14 protein-coding genes are annotated in these 15,439 nt (G+C 69.8%); 7 read left to right on the top strand and 7 right to left on the bottom strand.

The genetic code is table 11. The features are described from left to right. Nucleotides 1-29: 29 nt before the first annotated feature. Complete coding sequence (locus tag ACZ69I_RS28035) at nt 30-959, bottom strand: hypothetical protein (protein WP_467681005.1); 930 nt, start codon at nt 957-959, stop codon at nt 30-32. Between the two features lie 197 nt (nt 960-1,156). Here ACZ69I_RS28035 and ACZ69I_RS28040 point away from each other — a divergent pair, with 197 nt between their 5' ends. Then, complete coding sequence (locus ACZ69I_RS28040) at nt 1,157-1,816, top strand: ClpP family protease (RefSeq protein ID WP_470835359.1); 660 nt, start codon at nt 1,157-1,159, stop codon at nt 1,814-1,816. A 22-nt stretch (nt 1,817-1,838) separates the two neighbouring features. Beyond that, complete coding sequence (locus tag ACZ69I_RS28045) at nt 1,839-2,447, top strand: ClpP family protease (RefSeq protein WP_467681009.1); 609 nt, start codon at nt 1,839-1,841, stop codon at nt 2,445-2,447. Nucleotides 2,448-2,478: 31 nt separating this feature from the next. On the opposite strand, the gene ACZ69I_RS28050 is transcribed toward ACZ69I_RS28045, so the two are convergent. After that, nucleotides 2,479-2,811 (bottom strand): helix-turn-helix domain-containing protein, encoded by a 333-nt coding sequence (locus tag ACZ69I_RS28050; protein ID WP_470835408.1) that lies wholly within the window; start codon nt 2,809-2,811, stop codon nt 2,479-2,481. Nucleotides 2,812-2,968: 157 nt separating this feature from the next. Next, nucleotides 2,969-3,853 (bottom strand): helix-turn-helix domain-containing protein, encoded by an 885-nt coding sequence (locus ACZ69I_RS28055; RefSeq protein ID WP_467681011.1) that lies wholly within the window; start codon nt 3,851-3,853, stop codon nt 2,969-2,971. A 138-nt stretch (nt 3,854-3,991) separates the two neighbouring features. Between ACZ69I_RS28055 and ACZ69I_RS28060 the strand changes: the two genes are divergently transcribed. Together ACZ69I_RS28060 and ACZ69I_RS28065 are read left to right on the top strand one after the other, a co-directional pair. Then, nucleotides 3,992-5,044, top strand: a complete 1,053-nt coding sequence (locus ACZ69I_RS28060; protein ID WP_470835361.1) for an NAD(P)-dependent alcohol dehydrogenase — start codon at nt 3,992-3,994, stop codon at nt 5,042-5,044. Between the two features lie 161 nt (nt 5,045-5,205). Then, on the top strand, nt 5,206-5,592 hold the full coding sequence (locus ACZ69I_RS28065; RefSeq protein ID WP_470835363.1) for a VOC family protein: 387 nt from the start codon (nt 5,206-5,208) through the stop codon (nt 5,590-5,592). Between the two features lie 121 nt (nt 5,593-5,713). Here ACZ69I_RS28065 and ACZ69I_RS28070 read toward each other — a convergent pair whose 3' ends face one another. The 3 genes from ACZ69I_RS28070 to ACZ69I_RS28080 form a co-directional block, all read right to left on the bottom strand. Continuing rightward, the gene (locus ACZ69I_RS28070) at nt 5,714-9,052 is read right to left on the bottom strand and encodes a S8 family peptidase (protein ID WP_470835364.1); all 3,339 of its coding nucleotides are present in this window, start codon (nt 9,050-9,052) and stop codon (nt 5,714-5,716) included. Nucleotides 9,053-9,270: 218 nt separating this feature from the next. Continuing rightward, on the bottom strand, nt 9,271-10,536 hold the full coding sequence (locus ACZ69I_RS28075; RefSeq protein WP_467681019.1) for a L,D-transpeptidase: 1,266 nt from the start codon (nt 10,534-10,536) through the stop codon (nt 9,271-9,273). 230 nt (nt 10,537-10,766) lie between these two features. Continuing rightward, the gene (locus tag ACZ69I_RS28080; protein ID WP_467681021.1) at nt 10,767-11,099 is read right to left on the bottom strand and encodes a hypothetical protein; all 333 of its coding nucleotides are present in this window, start codon (nt 11,097-11,099) and stop codon (nt 10,767-10,769) included. A gap of 110 nt (nt 11,100-11,209) precedes the next feature. Between ACZ69I_RS28080 and ACZ69I_RS28085 the strand changes: the two genes are divergently transcribed. Beyond that, complete coding sequence (locus ACZ69I_RS28085) at nt 11,210-11,560, top strand: hypothetical protein (RefSeq protein ID WP_470835365.1); 351 nt, start codon at nt 11,210-11,212, stop codon at nt 11,558-11,560. A 1,321-nt stretch (nt 11,561-12,881) separates the two neighbouring features. On the opposite strand, the gene ACZ69I_RS28090 is transcribed toward ACZ69I_RS28085, so the two are convergent. Continuing rightward, nucleotides 12,882-13,502: a TetR/AcrR family transcriptional regulator gene (locus ACZ69I_RS28090; protein WP_467681025.1), complete on the bottom strand. Its 621-nt coding sequence runs from the start codon at nt 13,500-13,502 to the stop codon at nt 12,882-12,884. A gap of 146 nt (nt 13,503-13,648) precedes the next feature. Between ACZ69I_RS28090 and ACZ69I_RS28095 the strand changes: the two genes are divergently transcribed. Together ACZ69I_RS28095 and ACZ69I_RS28100 are read left to right on the top strand one after the other, a co-directional pair. Next, nucleotides 13,649-14,599 carry an ABC transporter permease gene (locus ACZ69I_RS28095; RefSeq protein ID WP_467681027.1) on the top strand — a complete coding sequence of 317 codons (951 nt, stop codon included), beginning with the start codon at nt 13,649-13,651 and terminating at the stop codon, nt 14,597-14,599. Continuing rightward, nucleotides 14,592-15,389 carry an ABC transporter ATP-binding protein gene (locus tag ACZ69I_RS28100; protein ID WP_467681029.1) on the top strand — a complete coding sequence of 266 codons (798 nt, stop codon included), beginning with the start codon at nt 14,592-14,594 and terminating at the stop codon, nt 15,387-15,389. Before ACZ69I_RS28095 ends, ACZ69I_RS28100 begins: the two co-directional genes overlap by 8 nt. Nucleotides 15,390-15,439 lie beyond the last annotated feature (50 nt).

Below are 15,439 nucleotides of genomic sequence, written 5' to 3' on the forward strand. Positions count from 1 at the left end.
CGCGGCGGCTTCGGTCCTCTTCCGCGACGTCAGGGGTGGCGTCCGCCCGCCCGCAGTTCCTCCGCGTGCCGGTTCAGGTCCTCGACCTGGGCGAGGGCGGTCTCCAGGTCGGCGAGCACGTCCCTGTACGTCCTCGCGTCCGCCGCGTGCTCCAGGCACCGGGTCACCAGCGCGTGCAGGACCTTGAGCTTGGCGTCGTAGGCCTCCACGTAGTCCGTGAGGGCCGTGTGCACCGGATGGGCGACGGCGTTGAAGAACACGCACACGCCCTCGCCGTCGCCGCCCTGAGCCAGCTCTCGGGCGCGTACGGCGACCCGGGACAGCCGTTCCCTGATCTCTTCCGGCGTCTCCCACGCCGGCGGGCCGTACGCCATGACGGTGAGGGGCTCCGATGCGGTCCGTCGCCGGCCTCTGCGCGTCCTGCCGCAGTCGAGGGACAGGGTCACTCGGTAGAAATCCCGCCCCCGGGTCGCCTCGCGCGCCACGAGGGAGACCAGGAACCGGTCCACGTCCCCGGCGGCCACCTGCTGGTTGACGCCGTGCGCGTAACTTCCCTCCCGCAGCGGGATGTCCACCTGGTAGGAAGCGCTGGGTCCGATCCTGCGCTCCCGCACGGGAAGGCGTGTCGTGATCGCCCCGCCGGGCAGGTCGACCACGAAGGGCGTGTCGAGCGCGGGGACGTACAGCAGGTGGGACAGCTCTACGCGCACCCGCCGTACGAGCCCTGTCTGTCCCCCACCGTTGCGCACGGCGACGTCCAGCACGGGGCGGTCCGGCGCCAGTTCGCCGACGATGAGCGCGTCGGCTCCTTGTTCGGCAGCCAACGCCCGCGCTTCGGCCACCAGGACCGTGTCCAGGGTGATCTCCCCGTCCAGTTTCCTTCTGGCCCGGAGAGTGGCCCATGCTCCGGCGCCCGCCGCCGCGAGACCGGCGACTCCCGCGATGACGGCATCCAGCACGCCTGTCCCCCCAGCTCTCGGACCGGTTCGGCAGCCTAACGGGCGCCACTGACAGAGCCACGGGCTCCGCGGGACAGTGCCCCTCTGCCCACAGCGAATCTGCCGCAAGCCGAGATCTCTGACAGCGGCGGACGCGTCGGGCAACAGTGAAGTCATGGCGCGGCGTTGGGGCCGCGGGACTTCTTGGAGGCGGCGTGATGGCAGGGAACGACAGTGGGTGGGACACGGTGGCGCGGCCGCGTGGGGAGGACGGGGATACCCCTCCCTCGCGGTTCGACGACCACCTGGCGGCGCAGCTGCTCAACCAGCGGATCGTGCTCCTCGGGACGCAGGTCGACGAGGTGTCCGCCAACCGCGTCTGCGCGCAGATGCTGTTGCTCTCGGCGGAGGACCCGAAGACCGACATCAGTCTGTACATCAACAGCCCGGGCGGCTCCGTCACCGCGGGGCTCGCCATCTACGACACGATGCGGCTCATCCCCAATGACGTCGCGACCCTCGCCATGGGGTTCGCCGCGAGCATGGGGCAGTTCCTGCTGAGCGTGGGGACGCACGGCAAGCGGTTCGCGCTGCCCAACGCGCGGATCATGATGCACCAGCCGTCCGCGGGCATCGGCGGCACCACCGCCGACATCGCCATCCAGGCGGAGAACCTGGAGTTCACCAAGCGGGCCATCGAGCGGATCACCGCCGAGCACACCGGCCAGAGCGAGGAGACGATCTCGCGGGACGGCGACCGGGACCGGTGGTTCACCGCCGAGCAGGCCAAGGAGTACGGGATGGTCGACCACGTCGTCCAGTCCCTGGAGGACGTGCGGCCCGCGGGGTCGAAGCGGCGCATCGGTCTGGGAATCTGAGCGAACGAGGGGACTGAACAGCATGAGCCAGTACACGATTCCGACCGTCGTCGAGCGCACTCCGCAGGGCGAGCGGGCGTACGACATCTACAGCCGCCTGCTCTCCGAGCGCATCATCTTCCTCGGGACGGAGATCGACGACGGCGTCGCCAACGTCGTCATCGCGCAACTGCTCCACCTGGAGTCGTCCGCCCCGGACCGCGAGGTCGCCCTCTACATCAACTCGCCGGGCGGCTCCTTCACTTCACTCATGGCGATCTACGACACCATGAGCTTCATCTCCGCGCCGATCTCCACCTTCTGCGTCGGGCAGGCCGCCTCCACGGCCGCCGTGCTGCTGGCGGGCGGCGACCCGGGGCGGCGGTTCGTGCTCGACCACGCGCGCGTGCTGCTCGGGCAGCCCGCGAGCCGCGGGCAGCAGGGGACCGTGTCCGACCTGAGCCTGCAGGCCAAGGAGATGCTGCGGATCCGGTCGCAGGTCGAGGAGGTCCTCGCCCGGCACACGCACCACGACGTGGCCACCCTGCGCGCCGACATGGACCGCGACAAGGTGTTCACCGCGCGGGAGGCCGTCGCGTACGGGCTCGCCGACGAAGTGCTCGGCCGGCGGGCGCTGCCCGTCGCCGCCTGAGGGCCGCAGGCGACCGGCAGAAAACCCGAGGTCAGGCCGCCAGGCGGACCTCGGCCCGGTACGACGCCCTGGCCGGCCTCGCGCGGGGAAGGCCGGCCAGCCGCGTCTGGGCCAGGGACAGCAGATCGGGCAGGCCGAGACCGAGGGCACGGGCAGCGGCCGCGAGGACCTCGGAGGAGGCCTCCTTGCGGCCGCGCTCCAGCTCGGAGAGGTAGGGCATGGAGATCCGGGCGGCGTCCGCCACGTCCTTGAGCGTGCGCTCCTGGGCGAGGCGCTCGCGGCGCAGGACGTCACCGACGACGTCCCGCCAGAGGGGCTCCTTGGCCGCCGTCTCCTGCGCGCCCGGAGGGCGCAGGGGAATCACGCGGACCGCGCTCGGCCTCGGCTCGCGCCCCGGCGACTTCTGCGACTTCTGCGGCTCTTGTGCCTCGTGGCTGCTCACTCCCCCAGCCTAGGAGCCGCAGCGCCACCGGGGCAGCACGCGGCGTTCCGCCGGGCGCGAAATCCCGGCTCCGGGAGCGCTACTTCGGCGACGAGCCCACCGACGACGCGTCCCGGCCCCAGCTGGCGAGCAGCCGCAGCCCCTGCGCCGACGCCGAGTCCGGCTCCGCGTGGTACATCAACAGGGACTGGTCGCAGTCGTCCGGCAGCTTCAGCGTCTCGAACGACAGCGTCAGATCGCCCACCAGCGGATGGTGCATGCGCTTGACGCCGTGGCCCTTCTCCCTGACGTCGTGCGTGGCCCACAGCCCTCTGAACTCCTCGCTCTTCACGGAGAGTTCGCCGACCAGCGCGGACAGCTCGGGGTCGTTGGGGTAGCAGCCCGCGTCCATGCGCAGGTAGCTGACGATGTCCGAGGCCTTCTTGTCCCAGTCCACGAAGAGGTCGCGCGAGCGCGGGTCGAGGAAGCAGATGCGCGCCCAGTTCCGGTCGGCCGGCGCGAGCCGTCCCCAGTCGCCGAAGAGCGCCGCCGCGAGCGCGTTCCAGCCGAGGATGTCCGTGCGGCGGCCCACCACGTACGCGGGCACGGTCTGGATGGTGTCGAGGAGCTGCTGCAGCGCGGGCCGCATGTGCTGCTGGCGCACCGCCCGCTTCTTCTTGAGCGCCTTCGGCTTCGCCAGGCGCGTCAGGTGGGCATGCTCGGCGTCGGTGAGGCGCAGGGCGCGCGCGATGGCGTCGAGCACCTCGCCGGAGACGTTGCGGCCGTTGCCCTGTTCGAGCCGGGTGTAGTACGCGACGGAGACCCCGGCGAGCTGGGCGAGCTCCTCGCGGCGCAGGCCGGGCACCCTGCGGTGCCGCCCGAAGTCCGGCAGACCCACGTCCTGGGGCTGCAGCCGTGCCCTGCGGGTGCGCAGGAACTCACTCAGCTCCGCCCGACTGTCGAGGAGCGCGGGATTCTCGTCCATGCTTCCCAGTATCCAGGCTCGCTTCCCGGTATCCAGGCGCGTACGTCCCTGAGCCTGACCCCGCCAGTGGTAGGCACAGTGGTCGTAGGCAGAACGGGTGTCTGGGCGAATGCCCAGGTCAGTGGCAGCCTCGATGACATGACTGAGCAGATCACCACCGTTTCCGCCTACGCCGCTCCCGCCCCCGAGGCGCCCCTGGAGCGGACCACCGTGCCGCGCCGCGCCGTCGGCGAGTTCGACGTCCTGATCGACATCAAGTACGCCGGTATCTGCCACTCGGACATCCACCAGGCCCGTGACGGCTGGGGCGAGGGCATCTACCCGATGGTGCCCGGCCACGAGATCGCCGGAGTCGTCACCGAGGTCGGCCCCGGTGTCAGCAAGTTCACCGTGGGTGACCGCGTCGGCGTCGGCTGCATGGTCGACTCCTGCCGCGAGTGCGAGAACTGCAAGTCCGGCCTGGAGCAGTACTGCGTCAAGGGCAACATCCCGACCTACAACGGCATCGGCAAGGACGGCGAGCCGACCTACGGCGGTTACTCCACGCACATCGTCGTGGACGAGGCGTTCACCGTCCGCATCCCCGAGGGGATCTCGCTGGACGTCGCCGCGCCGCTGCTGTGCGCCGGCATCACCACGTACTCCCCGCTGCACCGCTGGAACGCGGGCCCCGGCAAGAAGGTCGCCGTGGTGGGCCTCGGCGGTCTCGGCCACATGGCCGTCAAGATCGCGCACGCCATGGGCGCCGAGGTGACCGTGCTCTCGCAGTCCCTGCGCAAGAAGGACGACGGCCTGCGGCTCGGCGCCGAGCACTACTACGCGACCAGCGACGAGGCCACCTTCGAGCAGCTCGCGGGCTCCTTCGACATGATCCTCTCGACGGTGTCCGCGCCGCTGCCGCTGGACAAGTACCTCGGCCTGCTGCGTTCGGAGGGCGCCTTCGTGAACGTGGGCGCCCCGGAGGAGCCGGTCTCCCTCAACCTCTTCTCGGTGATCGCCGGCGGCAAGACCCTCGCGGGCTCCATGATCGGCGGCATCCAGGAGACGCAGGAGATGCTGGACTTCTGCGCGGAGCACAAGCTCGGCTCGGAGATCGAGCTGATCCGTGCCGACCAGATCAACGAGGCGTACGAGCGGGTCCTCGCCAGCGACGTGCGCTACCGCTTCGTGATCGACACGGCGACGATCTGAGCGACCTGACTCGAACGCGGTGCGCCATGGGGCCTAGGCCCCATGGCGCACCGTTTCGTCGTCCCCGTGACCGATACGGCGGACGGACCTCCCGGCCTACCGTTGTCCACATCAGCGACGGCCGGACAGCCGGCAGGAAACGGCCAGCAGGAGGTCACACGATGTCGATCGAGTTGAACCACACCATCGTCGCCGCCGAGGACAAGAAGGCGTCCGCCCAGTTCCTCGCGGACATCCTGGGCCTCGAGGTCGGCCCGCCGTACGGCCCCTTCATCCCGGTGGAGATCCCCAACGGCGTCACCCTCGACTACTACGACGGCGACCAGGGCGCCTTCGCCCCGCAGCACTACGCCTTCCTGGTCTCCGACGCCGAGTTCGACCAGATCTTCGAGCGCATCAAGAGCCGCGGCCTCACCTACTGGGCCGACCCGTACCACCGGCGCGCCGGCGAGATCAACACGAACGACGGCGGCCGGGGCCTCTACTGGGACGACCCCAACGGCCACAACCTGGAGATCATCACCAAGCCGTACGGCAGCGGCGCCTGAGCCAGGAGCAACGAACGACGCGGCGCCGAGGGGATTCTGGCGGTACGTGACCGTCAGTCCCCCCGGCGCCGCGCCGGGGTCAGTCGACCCAGCTCACTGACAACGCGTCAGGACGGCAACCTCACTTGCCGTAGTACGCGTTGTAGATCGACAGCGTCGACTTGTTGCCCTTCTTGTCCGCGATCTTGGCGTGGAACGAGATCGCCTTGTCCTTCGCGGGGTTCTTCACGGAGATCTTCCCGTTGGTGACCGTGGCCTTCTTCCAGGTCTGGCCGTAGTCGTAGGAGACGTACACGGCCAGGGACTTGAGGTTGGCACCGGCCGCCGAGCCGAGGACCTTGACCGGCACGGACTGCTTCTCGCCGGCCTTCGCCCTGCTCCACAGGTCGACCGCCGGGCTGAACCGCGCCGCGGAGACGGGGAGCTTGGCGTTGTCCACCTTCTTGGAGCGGAACGAGAAGCTCGCGTCGACGCGCGTGGTGGCCGCGCCGATCCGCACGCTGCGCTTCACGGACGTGGTCAGCCGGTACGCGGCGTCGCCCGAGGGCACCTTGAACGACTTGTCGCCGGCCAGCGGGTCGTCGTTCTCGCCGACCTTGGTGCCGTTGCGGTACAGGATCGTCTTCACCGACGAGTACAGCGAGTAGCCGACGTGCGTCTGGCCGTCCGCGTAGAGCGGGAGGTAGCCCGCGATCTCGTTGCCCCGCCGGAAGACGCCGTACGCACCGCCGATGCGCGGGCCGAAGACGGCCGTGTTGAACGTCTTCTCGTAGGTCTTGCCCGCCTCGAAGGTCTGCGGGGTGCCCAGCGAGTAGCCCGCCTCGGTCGTCGGGAAACCGTCCTCGTCCGGCTGGCCGAACTGCTCGAACTCCAGGCCCCACTTGACCTTGTCCCCGGTGGAGACGTGGATCGTACGGGTGGTGGGCAGCTTCGTGGGTACGCCGACGGTCCAGGAGCCCCCGGTCGCGGGCAGTTCACCCGACGCGCGCAGCGAACCGGACTTGCCGCGCGTGGAGGCGCCCAGACCGGCCTTGACCGTGGAGAGCTCCGAGGCCTTGTAGTGCTTGGTGTAGCCGGTGGCGACCTGCTTCACCGGGCCGCCCGCGAGGGTGTTGTACTCGGTGGTGTCGCCCTTGGTCCAGACGGCCGCCCACTGCTGGCTGACCTTGACGCCGGTCGGGACGGGCCCGACGGCGCCGGTGCGGAAGTTCTTGAACTCGTCGAGCAGCCAGCCGTAGCCGCTGGCGAGGTCCGCCGTCGACACCGTGTACTCGGGCGCGGCGAGCACGCCCTTGACGTCGGTGGCGGGCACGGTGACGTCGACCGGCTTGGCGGTCCGCGCGTCGACCGTCACCGTGGTGTTCTTGGTGACGTCGAGCTTCGGCTGGGCCAGCCAGTCGATGCCCTTGGAGATGTCCTCCAGGTCGACCAGGACGTTCGAGTTGAGGATGTAGGACCCCTTGGGCACCCGGACCTTGACGGTGCCGGACGCGTCGTAGGGCGACAGGTCCACGCCGGTGGCCGTGCCGGTGATGCCCTGCAGCGAGGCGTCATAGTTCTTCGTCGGCTGCCCGTCACGGCCGAGGTACTTCAGCGTGACGTCGTACGACTCCACCTCGCGGTCGACCGCGGCGGCGGTGCGCACGGACTGGCCGCCGCCGTTCGCCACGACGTACGCGGAGTACGCGCCGTCGACCGTGCCGCCCAGCTTGGAGTCGGCGGTCAGGTCGACGGAGGCGGTGCCGCCCGCGGGGACGGTGACCTTCTTCGCGCCGAGCGTGAAGAACCCGGCCGGGGCCGGACGGCCCTTGGGGTCGGTGGCGGTCGCCGTCAGGTCGAGGGTGATCTCGTCCTTGCCGAGGTTGCGGTAGGTCACCTTCTTGGTGACCGGCTTGTCGTCGGTGTGCGGCCACTGCTGCGTACCGAAGCTCACCGACACCGGGTCGGCGATGACGGTCTGCTTGATGGCCTTGTCGACGGCGATCCGGCCGGAGCCCTGCTGGAACGCCGTGTACGCGCCGCCCTTGGTGGAGCCGGTGAGGGCGCCCTTGAGCTCGGGCTGCTTCCAGTCGGGGTGCTGCTGCTTGAGCAGGGCGGCGGCGCCCGCGACGTGCGGGGTCGCCATCGACGTACCGGAGATCGTCAGATAGCCCTCGGGCTTCTGGCCGACCTCCTTCTCGATGACGGAGCCGGGCGCCGCGGCGGCCGTGATGTCCACGCCGGGCGCGGTCACGTCGGGCTTGATGGCGCCGTCGCCGAGGCGCGGGCCCTGGCTGGAGAAGTCCGCGAGCTTGTCGTTGTCGTCGACCGCGCCGACGGTCAGGGCGGCGTCCGCGCTGCCGGGCGAGCCGATCGAGCCGGGCGTGCCGTCGTTGCCCGCGGCGATCGCGAACAGGATGCCCTTGTCCTTGGAGAGCTTGTCGACCTGCGCTTCGAGGGGGTCGACACCGGGGGTGTCGCCGCCGCCGAGGCTGAGGTTGACGACGTCGGCGCCCTCGGTGGCCGCCCAGTCCATGGCGGCGATGATGCCGGAGTCGTCGCCGTAGCCGTCGTCGCCGAGGACCTTGCCGTTGAGGAGCTTGGCGCCGGGCGCGACGCCCTTGAACTTGCCGCCGGACTTGGCGCCCGTGCCGGCCGCGATGGATGCGACGTGGGTGCCGTGACCGTAGTGGTCCTTGGCGGTGGGCGACTGCGAGAAGTTCTTCTCGGCGATCACCTGGTCCTTGAGGTCCGGGTGGGTGGTGTCGACGCCGGTGTCCAGCACGGCGATCTTGACGCCCTTGCCGTCGTACCCGGCGGCCCAGGCCTTGTCGGCGCCGATCTGCTTGACGCTCTTGTCGAGGCTCGCCTTGCGGACGCCGTCCAGCCAGACGTGGCTGATGCCGGACGCCGCGGTGCGGGCGCCTTCCTTGCCGCTGGTGAGCGCGGTCCACAGGTCGGCCGCGTCCCGCGCGGGCGTGGTGACGGCGTCGGCGTTCAGCGACTTCAGGGTCCGGCGGACCGTGGTGTCGCCCGCGGCGCGGACGTCGGCCTTGGCGCCGCTCGCGGCGCCCTGGTAGCCGACGATGACCTTGAGGCCGTTCTTCTGGGCCGCACGGTTGCGCTTCTTGTTCAACTCCGTGACGTCGAACAGGCGTCGGTCGACCTTGCCGTCGGCTATCAGGCGCCGCGCGTCGGCGGGTATCAGCAGCGTGTGGCCGCCGATGCGCCGCAGCTGTACGGGTATGTGCTCCCGTCCCTCGGCGCGGTCGAGCCCGATCACGCGGCCGCCGGAGTCGAGGACGGCCCGGTCGCCGGTGATCAGCGTGAGGCGGGTCGTGCCGGTGGACTTGCCGACCGGGCCCCCCGCCGCGACCGTCCGTCCCGCGGTGGCCGGGTCCGCGGATGCCGGGCTGGTCATGCCCGCCGCGAGGGCCACGGCCACCGCCGCGGCGACACCGGCCCCGTACGCTCTTTTCACTTGTCTGTGCAAGTCTCCCCCTGGAGGTTAAGGGGCATCCGCCCCTCGGACGTCGAAGTATGCCGAGGCGTGAACACCTGCTCAATAGTGAGACAGAAGTGCGGAGTTGGTGCGACCGAAATTCATTCCGCCGTTACGCGAAAACGGCCCGTACCCCCCTCGGGGGTACGGGCCGCTGTCGTGCTCGATGACGACCGTGGGCCGTGGATCAGACCGGATCAGACGGCGGAACCGGCCTTCCACTGCGCCCAGTCCATGTTCCAGCCGTTGAGGCCGTTGTCCGGCGCGACGACCTTGTCGCCGGTGTTGCGGACGTCGACGACGTCACCGGTGATGGAGTTCTCGTAGAACCAGGAGCCCGGGGTGCTCTTGTCGTTCGCGCCCTTGGCGTCCTGCAGGCCGATGCAGCCGTGGCTGGTGTTGGCGCCGCCGAAGATCGAGGGCGAGCCCCAGTAGTTGCCGTGGATGAACGTGCCGGAGTTCGACAGGCGCATGGCGTGCGGTACGTCCTTGATGTCGTACTCGCCCTTGCCGTCGCCGTCCTTGAAGCCGACGGTGGCGCCGTCCATGCGGGTCTCCTTGAACTTCTCGGAGATCACCATCTTGCCGTTGTACGTCTTGTTCTGGGGCGAGCCCGCGGAGATCGGAATGGTCTTCACGACCTTGCCGTCCCGCATGACCTTCATCTGCTTCGTCTTGGCATCGACGATGGAGACCTGGTTGCGGCCGACCTTGAACTGCACGGTCTTCTGCTGTACGCCGTAGACGCCGTCGGCGCCCTCGACGCCGTCGAGGTTCAGCTTCAGCGTGACCGTGGAGTTGCCCTTCCAGTAGTCCTCGGGGCGGAAGTCCAGGCGGTTGTTGCCGAACCAGTGCCCGACGATCTCCTGCCCGCCGGTGGAGGACACCTTGACCGCGGACTGGACTTCCTTCTTGTTGGTGATCGCCTTGTCGAAGTTGATCGACACGGGCATGCCGACACCGACCGTGGAGCCGTCCTCGGGGGTGAAGTTCCCGATGAAGCTGTTGGCCTTCGAGACGGTCGTGAACGCCGAGTTCTCGTGCGCCTTGCGGCCCTCGGAGTCCTCGGCGGTCGCCGAGATCTTGTACTTGGTGGCGCGCTCGAGCTGGCCGGTGGGCTTCCAGCTCTTCTTGTCCGCGGCTATCTGCCCCTTGACGGCGGTGCCGCCGTCGGCGGGCGTCATCGTCACCTCGGTGAGGGTGCCCTCGCTGACGGTGACCTTGGCCGCGCTGTTGATGCTGGCGTTGTCGGAACCGTTCTTCGGCGCGATCTCGATCCGGGCGGCGGAGGACTTCTTGGCCGCCGCCTCGTCGACCTGGTTCTGCGACTCCTTGCCGCCCGAAGCCTTGTCGCCGTCGTCGCTGCTGCACGCCGAGAGCACGAGCACGCCGCCCACGAGGGCGGACACGGCTGCGACGCCCTTGCGTCCGGGCCCGAGCTTGCGACGCCTACTGTCCGTCATCACACGCATCTCCATAGTTGCCGAATCCCCAAGTCAACCCCCGAGAGTCCCCCGTAACCCCGCATAACGTCCTGCCCGGTTCGTCCCGTTCCACTATCGCGAAGAGTGTGGGGAACACCACGTTCGCGGTACTGGACTGACCCCGGCCGACCACCGTGCACGGTGAGACGACTGAACCCCGGGCGGCGGTTGCTGCCCGGGGTTCCCGTTTCCGGATTCTTCAATCCGGGCTACAGCTCGTCGTCCTCGCCGTCATCATCCTCGTCCGGCTCCCAATCCGGCGAATCGGGGTCGTAGTCGATCATCTCGCTGCTCCACGAGGCCTGCGTGAGCTCGGTCCCGGGCACCTGGCTGACCAGGTCGAAGGGGTCCACGAGGTAGGCAAGCGCCTCGGCGACGTCCTCCTGTACGGCGGCCTCGGCGTGCGCCCGCTCCTCCGAGGGCATCTGCTCGTCCTCGGCGATGTGACCGAGCGCCGCCGCGGTCAGCTTCTCGGCGTCACCGACCTCGACGACCATTTCGACCCTGAGCCGCACAAACCGTGATGTCTCGTCTCCACTCATACGACGGAGCGTACGGCCCTCCGACCTCGCGACTTTCCCGCGACCCGCACCTTTCATTAGCATCGCCCCACACGGCCAATTCGCCAGCGCCACAAGGGGGATCCGATTCCGTGTCCGCACGTCGATCATTGCTGACCACAGCCGCTGCCGGAGCCCTGCTCGGCGCCCTGTGCTTCGTCCCCTCCGCGAACGCGACGTCCCCCGCGCCGCACGACACCCACGCCTCGACCTCCTCCGCTTCGGCCTCCTCCGCTTCGGCCTCCTCCGTCTCGGCCTCCTCCGTCTCGGCCTCCTCGGTCTCGCACCACGAGACGACGGCCACGGGTCGCCTCGCGGAGACGGGCACGGGCTTCGACACGACTCCGTATGTGATCGGTGGGACGGCGTTCCTGAGTCTTGGGGCGGGGTTCGTGGTGTTTTCGGTGCGCAGGGAGCGGGGTGGTGGGGGCGCGGCGTACTGAGCGGGGGCCTGCGTGCGCGGGCGGATCCGCGCCTGCGGTGGGGCGGTGTCTTTGATGGTTGCCGGGGCCGCCCGGTTTTTAGCGGAGTGTGGCGCCTCCGGGCCGGCAGTAAAGGGCGCTCCTACGTCGCGTCGGCTGCGCCGATTCCGCTGCGCTCCACCCTTGACTCCCGTCCCTCCACCGCACGTTGACTTTGACCCGGACGGCCAGGGGTGGGACCCACGGGACTGCCTACGGGGAGCATTCCCTTTCGCTGCCGGGTGCGGACCGGCCCATCGTGGGTGCGGGCTACGGGAGGCGCTCGGCCCGCTACCCCGGCTTCGCCGCTCGGGTCATCGGCTCTCGCTGCCGGGTGCGGACCGGCCCATCGTGGGCGGGGGCCTCGGTGCGCGCTCGGCCAGCCGCCCGGCTCCGCCGCTCGGGTCATCGGCTCTCGCGGCCGAGTGCGGACCGGCCCATCGTCCGTGGCCGTCACCGTCACGGCCCGGTCAGCCGCACCCGGGAACCTACTTTGGAAAAGTTGCGAAGCAAGACGGCGCGCGCCCCCCGGCCACACCCCACGCGCCCTCCCCAAGACCACCCATCAGGGGGGTGCTCCACCCGAAGAGCCAACATGACTGGGGGCGCAGTGCGCATGCCGGGGGGGGCGCGCGGCAGTCTGCTTCGCAACTTTCCCAAAGTTGATGGCCCGGAGGGCCAGTGCCGGTGCCGGTCCGCCGGGCCGGAGCCAATTCCTTCCGGCGGCGCACGGCGCATTCGCCATCGAGGGGGGCGCGCGGCGTCTCGATTCGCAACTTTCCCAAAGTAGGTTCCCGGGAGCGGTGAATCGCCTGTGCGGCGGCGCCTCCGCGTGTGGCGTCCGGGCACGATGGGCCGGTCCGCACCCGGCAGCGAGAGTCGATGGCCCGAGCGGCGAAGCCGGGGCAGTGGGCCGAGCGCCTTCCGTAGCCTGCGCTCACGATGGGCCGGTCTGCACCCGGCAGTGAAGGTGATGGCCCGAGCGGCGTGGCCGGGCGGCTGGCTGAGCCTCGACTGTGGCGTTGGCGCACGATGGGCCGGTCCGCACCCGGCGATGAAAGGGAATGCTCCCCGTAGGCAGTCCCGTGGGTCCCACCCCTGGCCGTCCGGGTCAAAGTCAACGTGCGGTGGAGGGACGGGAGTCAAGGGTGGAGCGGAGCGGAATCGGCGGAGCCGACGCGTAGCGCAGCGGAGCGCCCTTTACTCCCGGCCCGGAGGCGCCACACTCCGCTAAAAACCGGGCGGCCCCGGCAAGCCCTCAACGTCCCCGGCCCACCAAAGGTCACCCCCACCCGCCCCCCGCTCATAGCCCCCGCAACCCCGCCGCAACAGCCCCCGCAAGCCTCCCCACATACCCCTCGGAGAGTTCCGCACGCACCACCACAGACCGCCAGTACAACGGCCCGGAGACGAGGTCGAGCGCCAGGGACTCGTCGGCCCCGGCTCGCATCTCGCCCCGCTCCACGGCAGCCCGCACGATGCCGTTCGCGACGCCGTACTGCCCCTCCCGCAGCGCCTTCTGCAGCGCCTCCGCGATCTCGGGGTTACGGGCCGCCTCGGCCTGCAGGTCCGGGATGACCTGGGAGGCGATCGGGTGGCGCAGGGCGCGCGAGGTCACCTCGTAGAGGAGGCGCAGGTCTCCCTCCAGGGAGCCGGTGTCCGGGGCCGGCAGGCCCTGTACCGCTATGGCCGAGACCAAGTCCAGCACCAAATGCAGCTTGGACCGCCAGCGGCGGTAGACGGCGGTCTTGCCGACGCCCGCGCGGCGGGCGATGCCCTCGATCGACATGCGCGCGTACCCCACAGAGGCGAGTTCCTCGAAGACGGCGGACCGGATGGCCTCGGTCACGTCCTCGCGGAGCACGGCCGCTCCGGCGGGGGCCCTGCGGCGCGGCTGTTCACCTGCTGGCCTGCTCGTCGTCATACGGACAGCATAAAGCGCGACGACGATACGGTTGCGTCCCGACGTAACGCGCCCTACTCTCGGCGTTGCGACGATACGGGACCGTCCCGACGTAACCTGACGTTCCCGCCGTACGCGTCCCGCTTCCCCTAGCGAAAGCAGCGGATGTGAGCCAGGCCCTCGACACACCGCCTCCCACGTCGCCCGCCCCGGCGACCCCCACGCCCGCCGCCGGCCCCCCGGCGCCGGCCCCCTCCGCCGCCGAGCTCGCCGCCCGGTACGGCCTGACCGTCAGCGGCGCCCGCCCCACCCTGCCCGCCTACGTGCGGCAGCTGTGGCAGCGCCGCCACTTCATCACCGCCTTCGCGACCGCCAAGCTGACGGCCCAGTACAGCCAGGCCAAGCTCGGCCAGGTCTGGCAGGTGATGACGCCGCTCCTGAACGCGGCGGTCTACTACTTCATCTTCGGCGTGCTCATGGACACCAAGCGCGACGTCGAGGACTACGTCCCCTTCCTCGTCACCGGCGTCTTCGTCTTCACCTTCACCCAGCAGTCCGTGATGGCGGGGACCCGCGCGATCTCCGGCAGCCTCGGGCTCGTGCGCGCCCTGCACTTCCCGCGCGCCGCACTGCCCGTCTCGTACTGCCTGCAACAGCTCCAGCAGCTGCTGTTCTCCATGTGCGCGCTGCTCGTGATCCTGCTCTGCTTCGGCGTCCCGCCCACGGCGTCCTGGCTCCTGGTGGTCCCGGTCCTCGCGCTGCAGTTCACGTTCAACACCGGTCTGGCGCTGGTCATGGCGCGGCTCGGCAGCAGGACGCCGGACATCGCGCAGCTGATGCCGTTCGTGCTGCGGACCTGGATGTACGTGTCCGGGGTGATGTGGAGCATCGAGGCCGTCCTCAAGGACCAGAACCTGCCGCACGCGGTCAAGGTCCTCCTGGAGTCCAATCCGGCCGCCGTCTACATCGACCTGATGCGGTTCGCCCTGATCGACAGCTTCCAGCGGGACCAGCTCCCGCACCACGTGTGGGCCTGGGCCCTGGGCTGGGCACTGCTCGCAGGCATCGGCGGGTTCATCTACTTCTGGAAGGCAGAGGAGACGTACGGACGTGGCTGACACCGAGAAGCACACCGCCCCCACCGTCATCGTCGACCAGGTCGACATCGTCTACCGCGTGCACGGCGCGGGCGCCACGGCAGGACGCGGCAGCGCCACCGCCGCGCTCGGCCGCATCCTCAAGCGCGGCAAGGGCGAATCCGGCGGCGTACGCACGGTGCACGCCGTCAGGAACGTGTCCTTCACCGCGCACAAGGGCGAGGCCATCGGGCTGATCGGCACCAACGGCTCGGGCAAGTCGACCCTGCTCAAGGCCGTCGCCGGGCTGCTCCCCGTCGAGCACGGCCGGATCTTCACCGACGGCCAGCCCTCGCTGCTCGGCGTGAACGCGGCGCTGATGAACGACCTGACCGGCGAGCGCAACGTCCTCCTCGGCGGCCTGGCGATGGGCATGTCCCGCGAGCAGGTCAGGGACCGCTATCAGGAGATCGTCGACTTCTCCGGGATCAACGAGAAGGGCGACTTCATCACGCTTCCGATGCGCACGTACTCCTCTGGCATGTCGGCGCGGCTCCGCTTCTCCATCGGCTCCGCCAAGGACCACGACGTGCTCCTGATCGACGAGGCCCTGGCCACCGGCGACCGCTCCTTCCAGAAGCGCTCCGAGGCCCGCATCCGCGAGCTGCGCAAGCACGCGGGCACGGTCTTCCTGGTCAGCCACAACAACAAGTCGATCCGCGACACCTGCGACCGCGTGCTCTGGCTGGAGCGCGGCGAGCTGCGCATGGACGGCCCCACGGCGGACGTACTGAAGGAGTACGAGACGTTCACGGGTGGCGGCAAGGGGTAGCCGCGCCCCGTAGCCCCGTCCCGTGCCCTGAGCCGTCGGGCCTATCCCTT

This window comes from Streptomyces sp. NPDC036815 (assembly GCF_055609205.1).

Bases quoted from the DNA above. Each gene is read 5' to 3' on its own strand.
- ACZ69I_RS28040 (WP_470835359.1), top strand. From the start codon at position 1,157: ATGGCAGGGAACGACAGTGGGTGGGACACGGTGGCGCGGCCGCGTGGG.
- ACZ69I_RS28045 (WP_467681009.1), top strand. From the start codon at position 1,839: ATGAGCCAGTACACGATTCCGACCGTCGTCGAGCGCACTCCGCAGGGC.
- ACZ69I_RS28055 (WP_467681011.1), bottom strand. From the start codon at position 3,853: ATGGACGAGAATCCCGCGCTCCTCGACAGTCGGGCGGAGCTGAGTGAG.
- ACZ69I_RS28060 (WP_470835361.1), top strand. From the start codon at position 3,992: ATGACTGAGCAGATCACCACCGTTTCCGCCTACGCCGCTCCCGCCCCC.
- ACZ69I_RS28065 (WP_470835363.1), top strand. From the start codon at position 5,206: ATGTCGATCGAGTTGAACCACACCATCGTCGCCGCCGAGGACAAGAAG.
- ACZ69I_RS28075 (WP_467681019.1), bottom strand. From the start codon at position 10,536: ATGACGGACAGTAGGCGTCGCAAGCTCGGGCCCGGACGCAAGGGCGTC.
- ACZ69I_RS28080 (WP_467681021.1), bottom strand. From the start codon at position 11,099: ATGAGTGGAGACGAGACATCACGGTTTGTGCGGCTCAGGGTCGAAATG.
- ACZ69I_RS28090 (WP_467681025.1), bottom strand. From the start codon at position 13,502: ATGACGACGAGCAGGCCAGCAGGTGAACAGCCGCGCCGCAGGGCCCCC.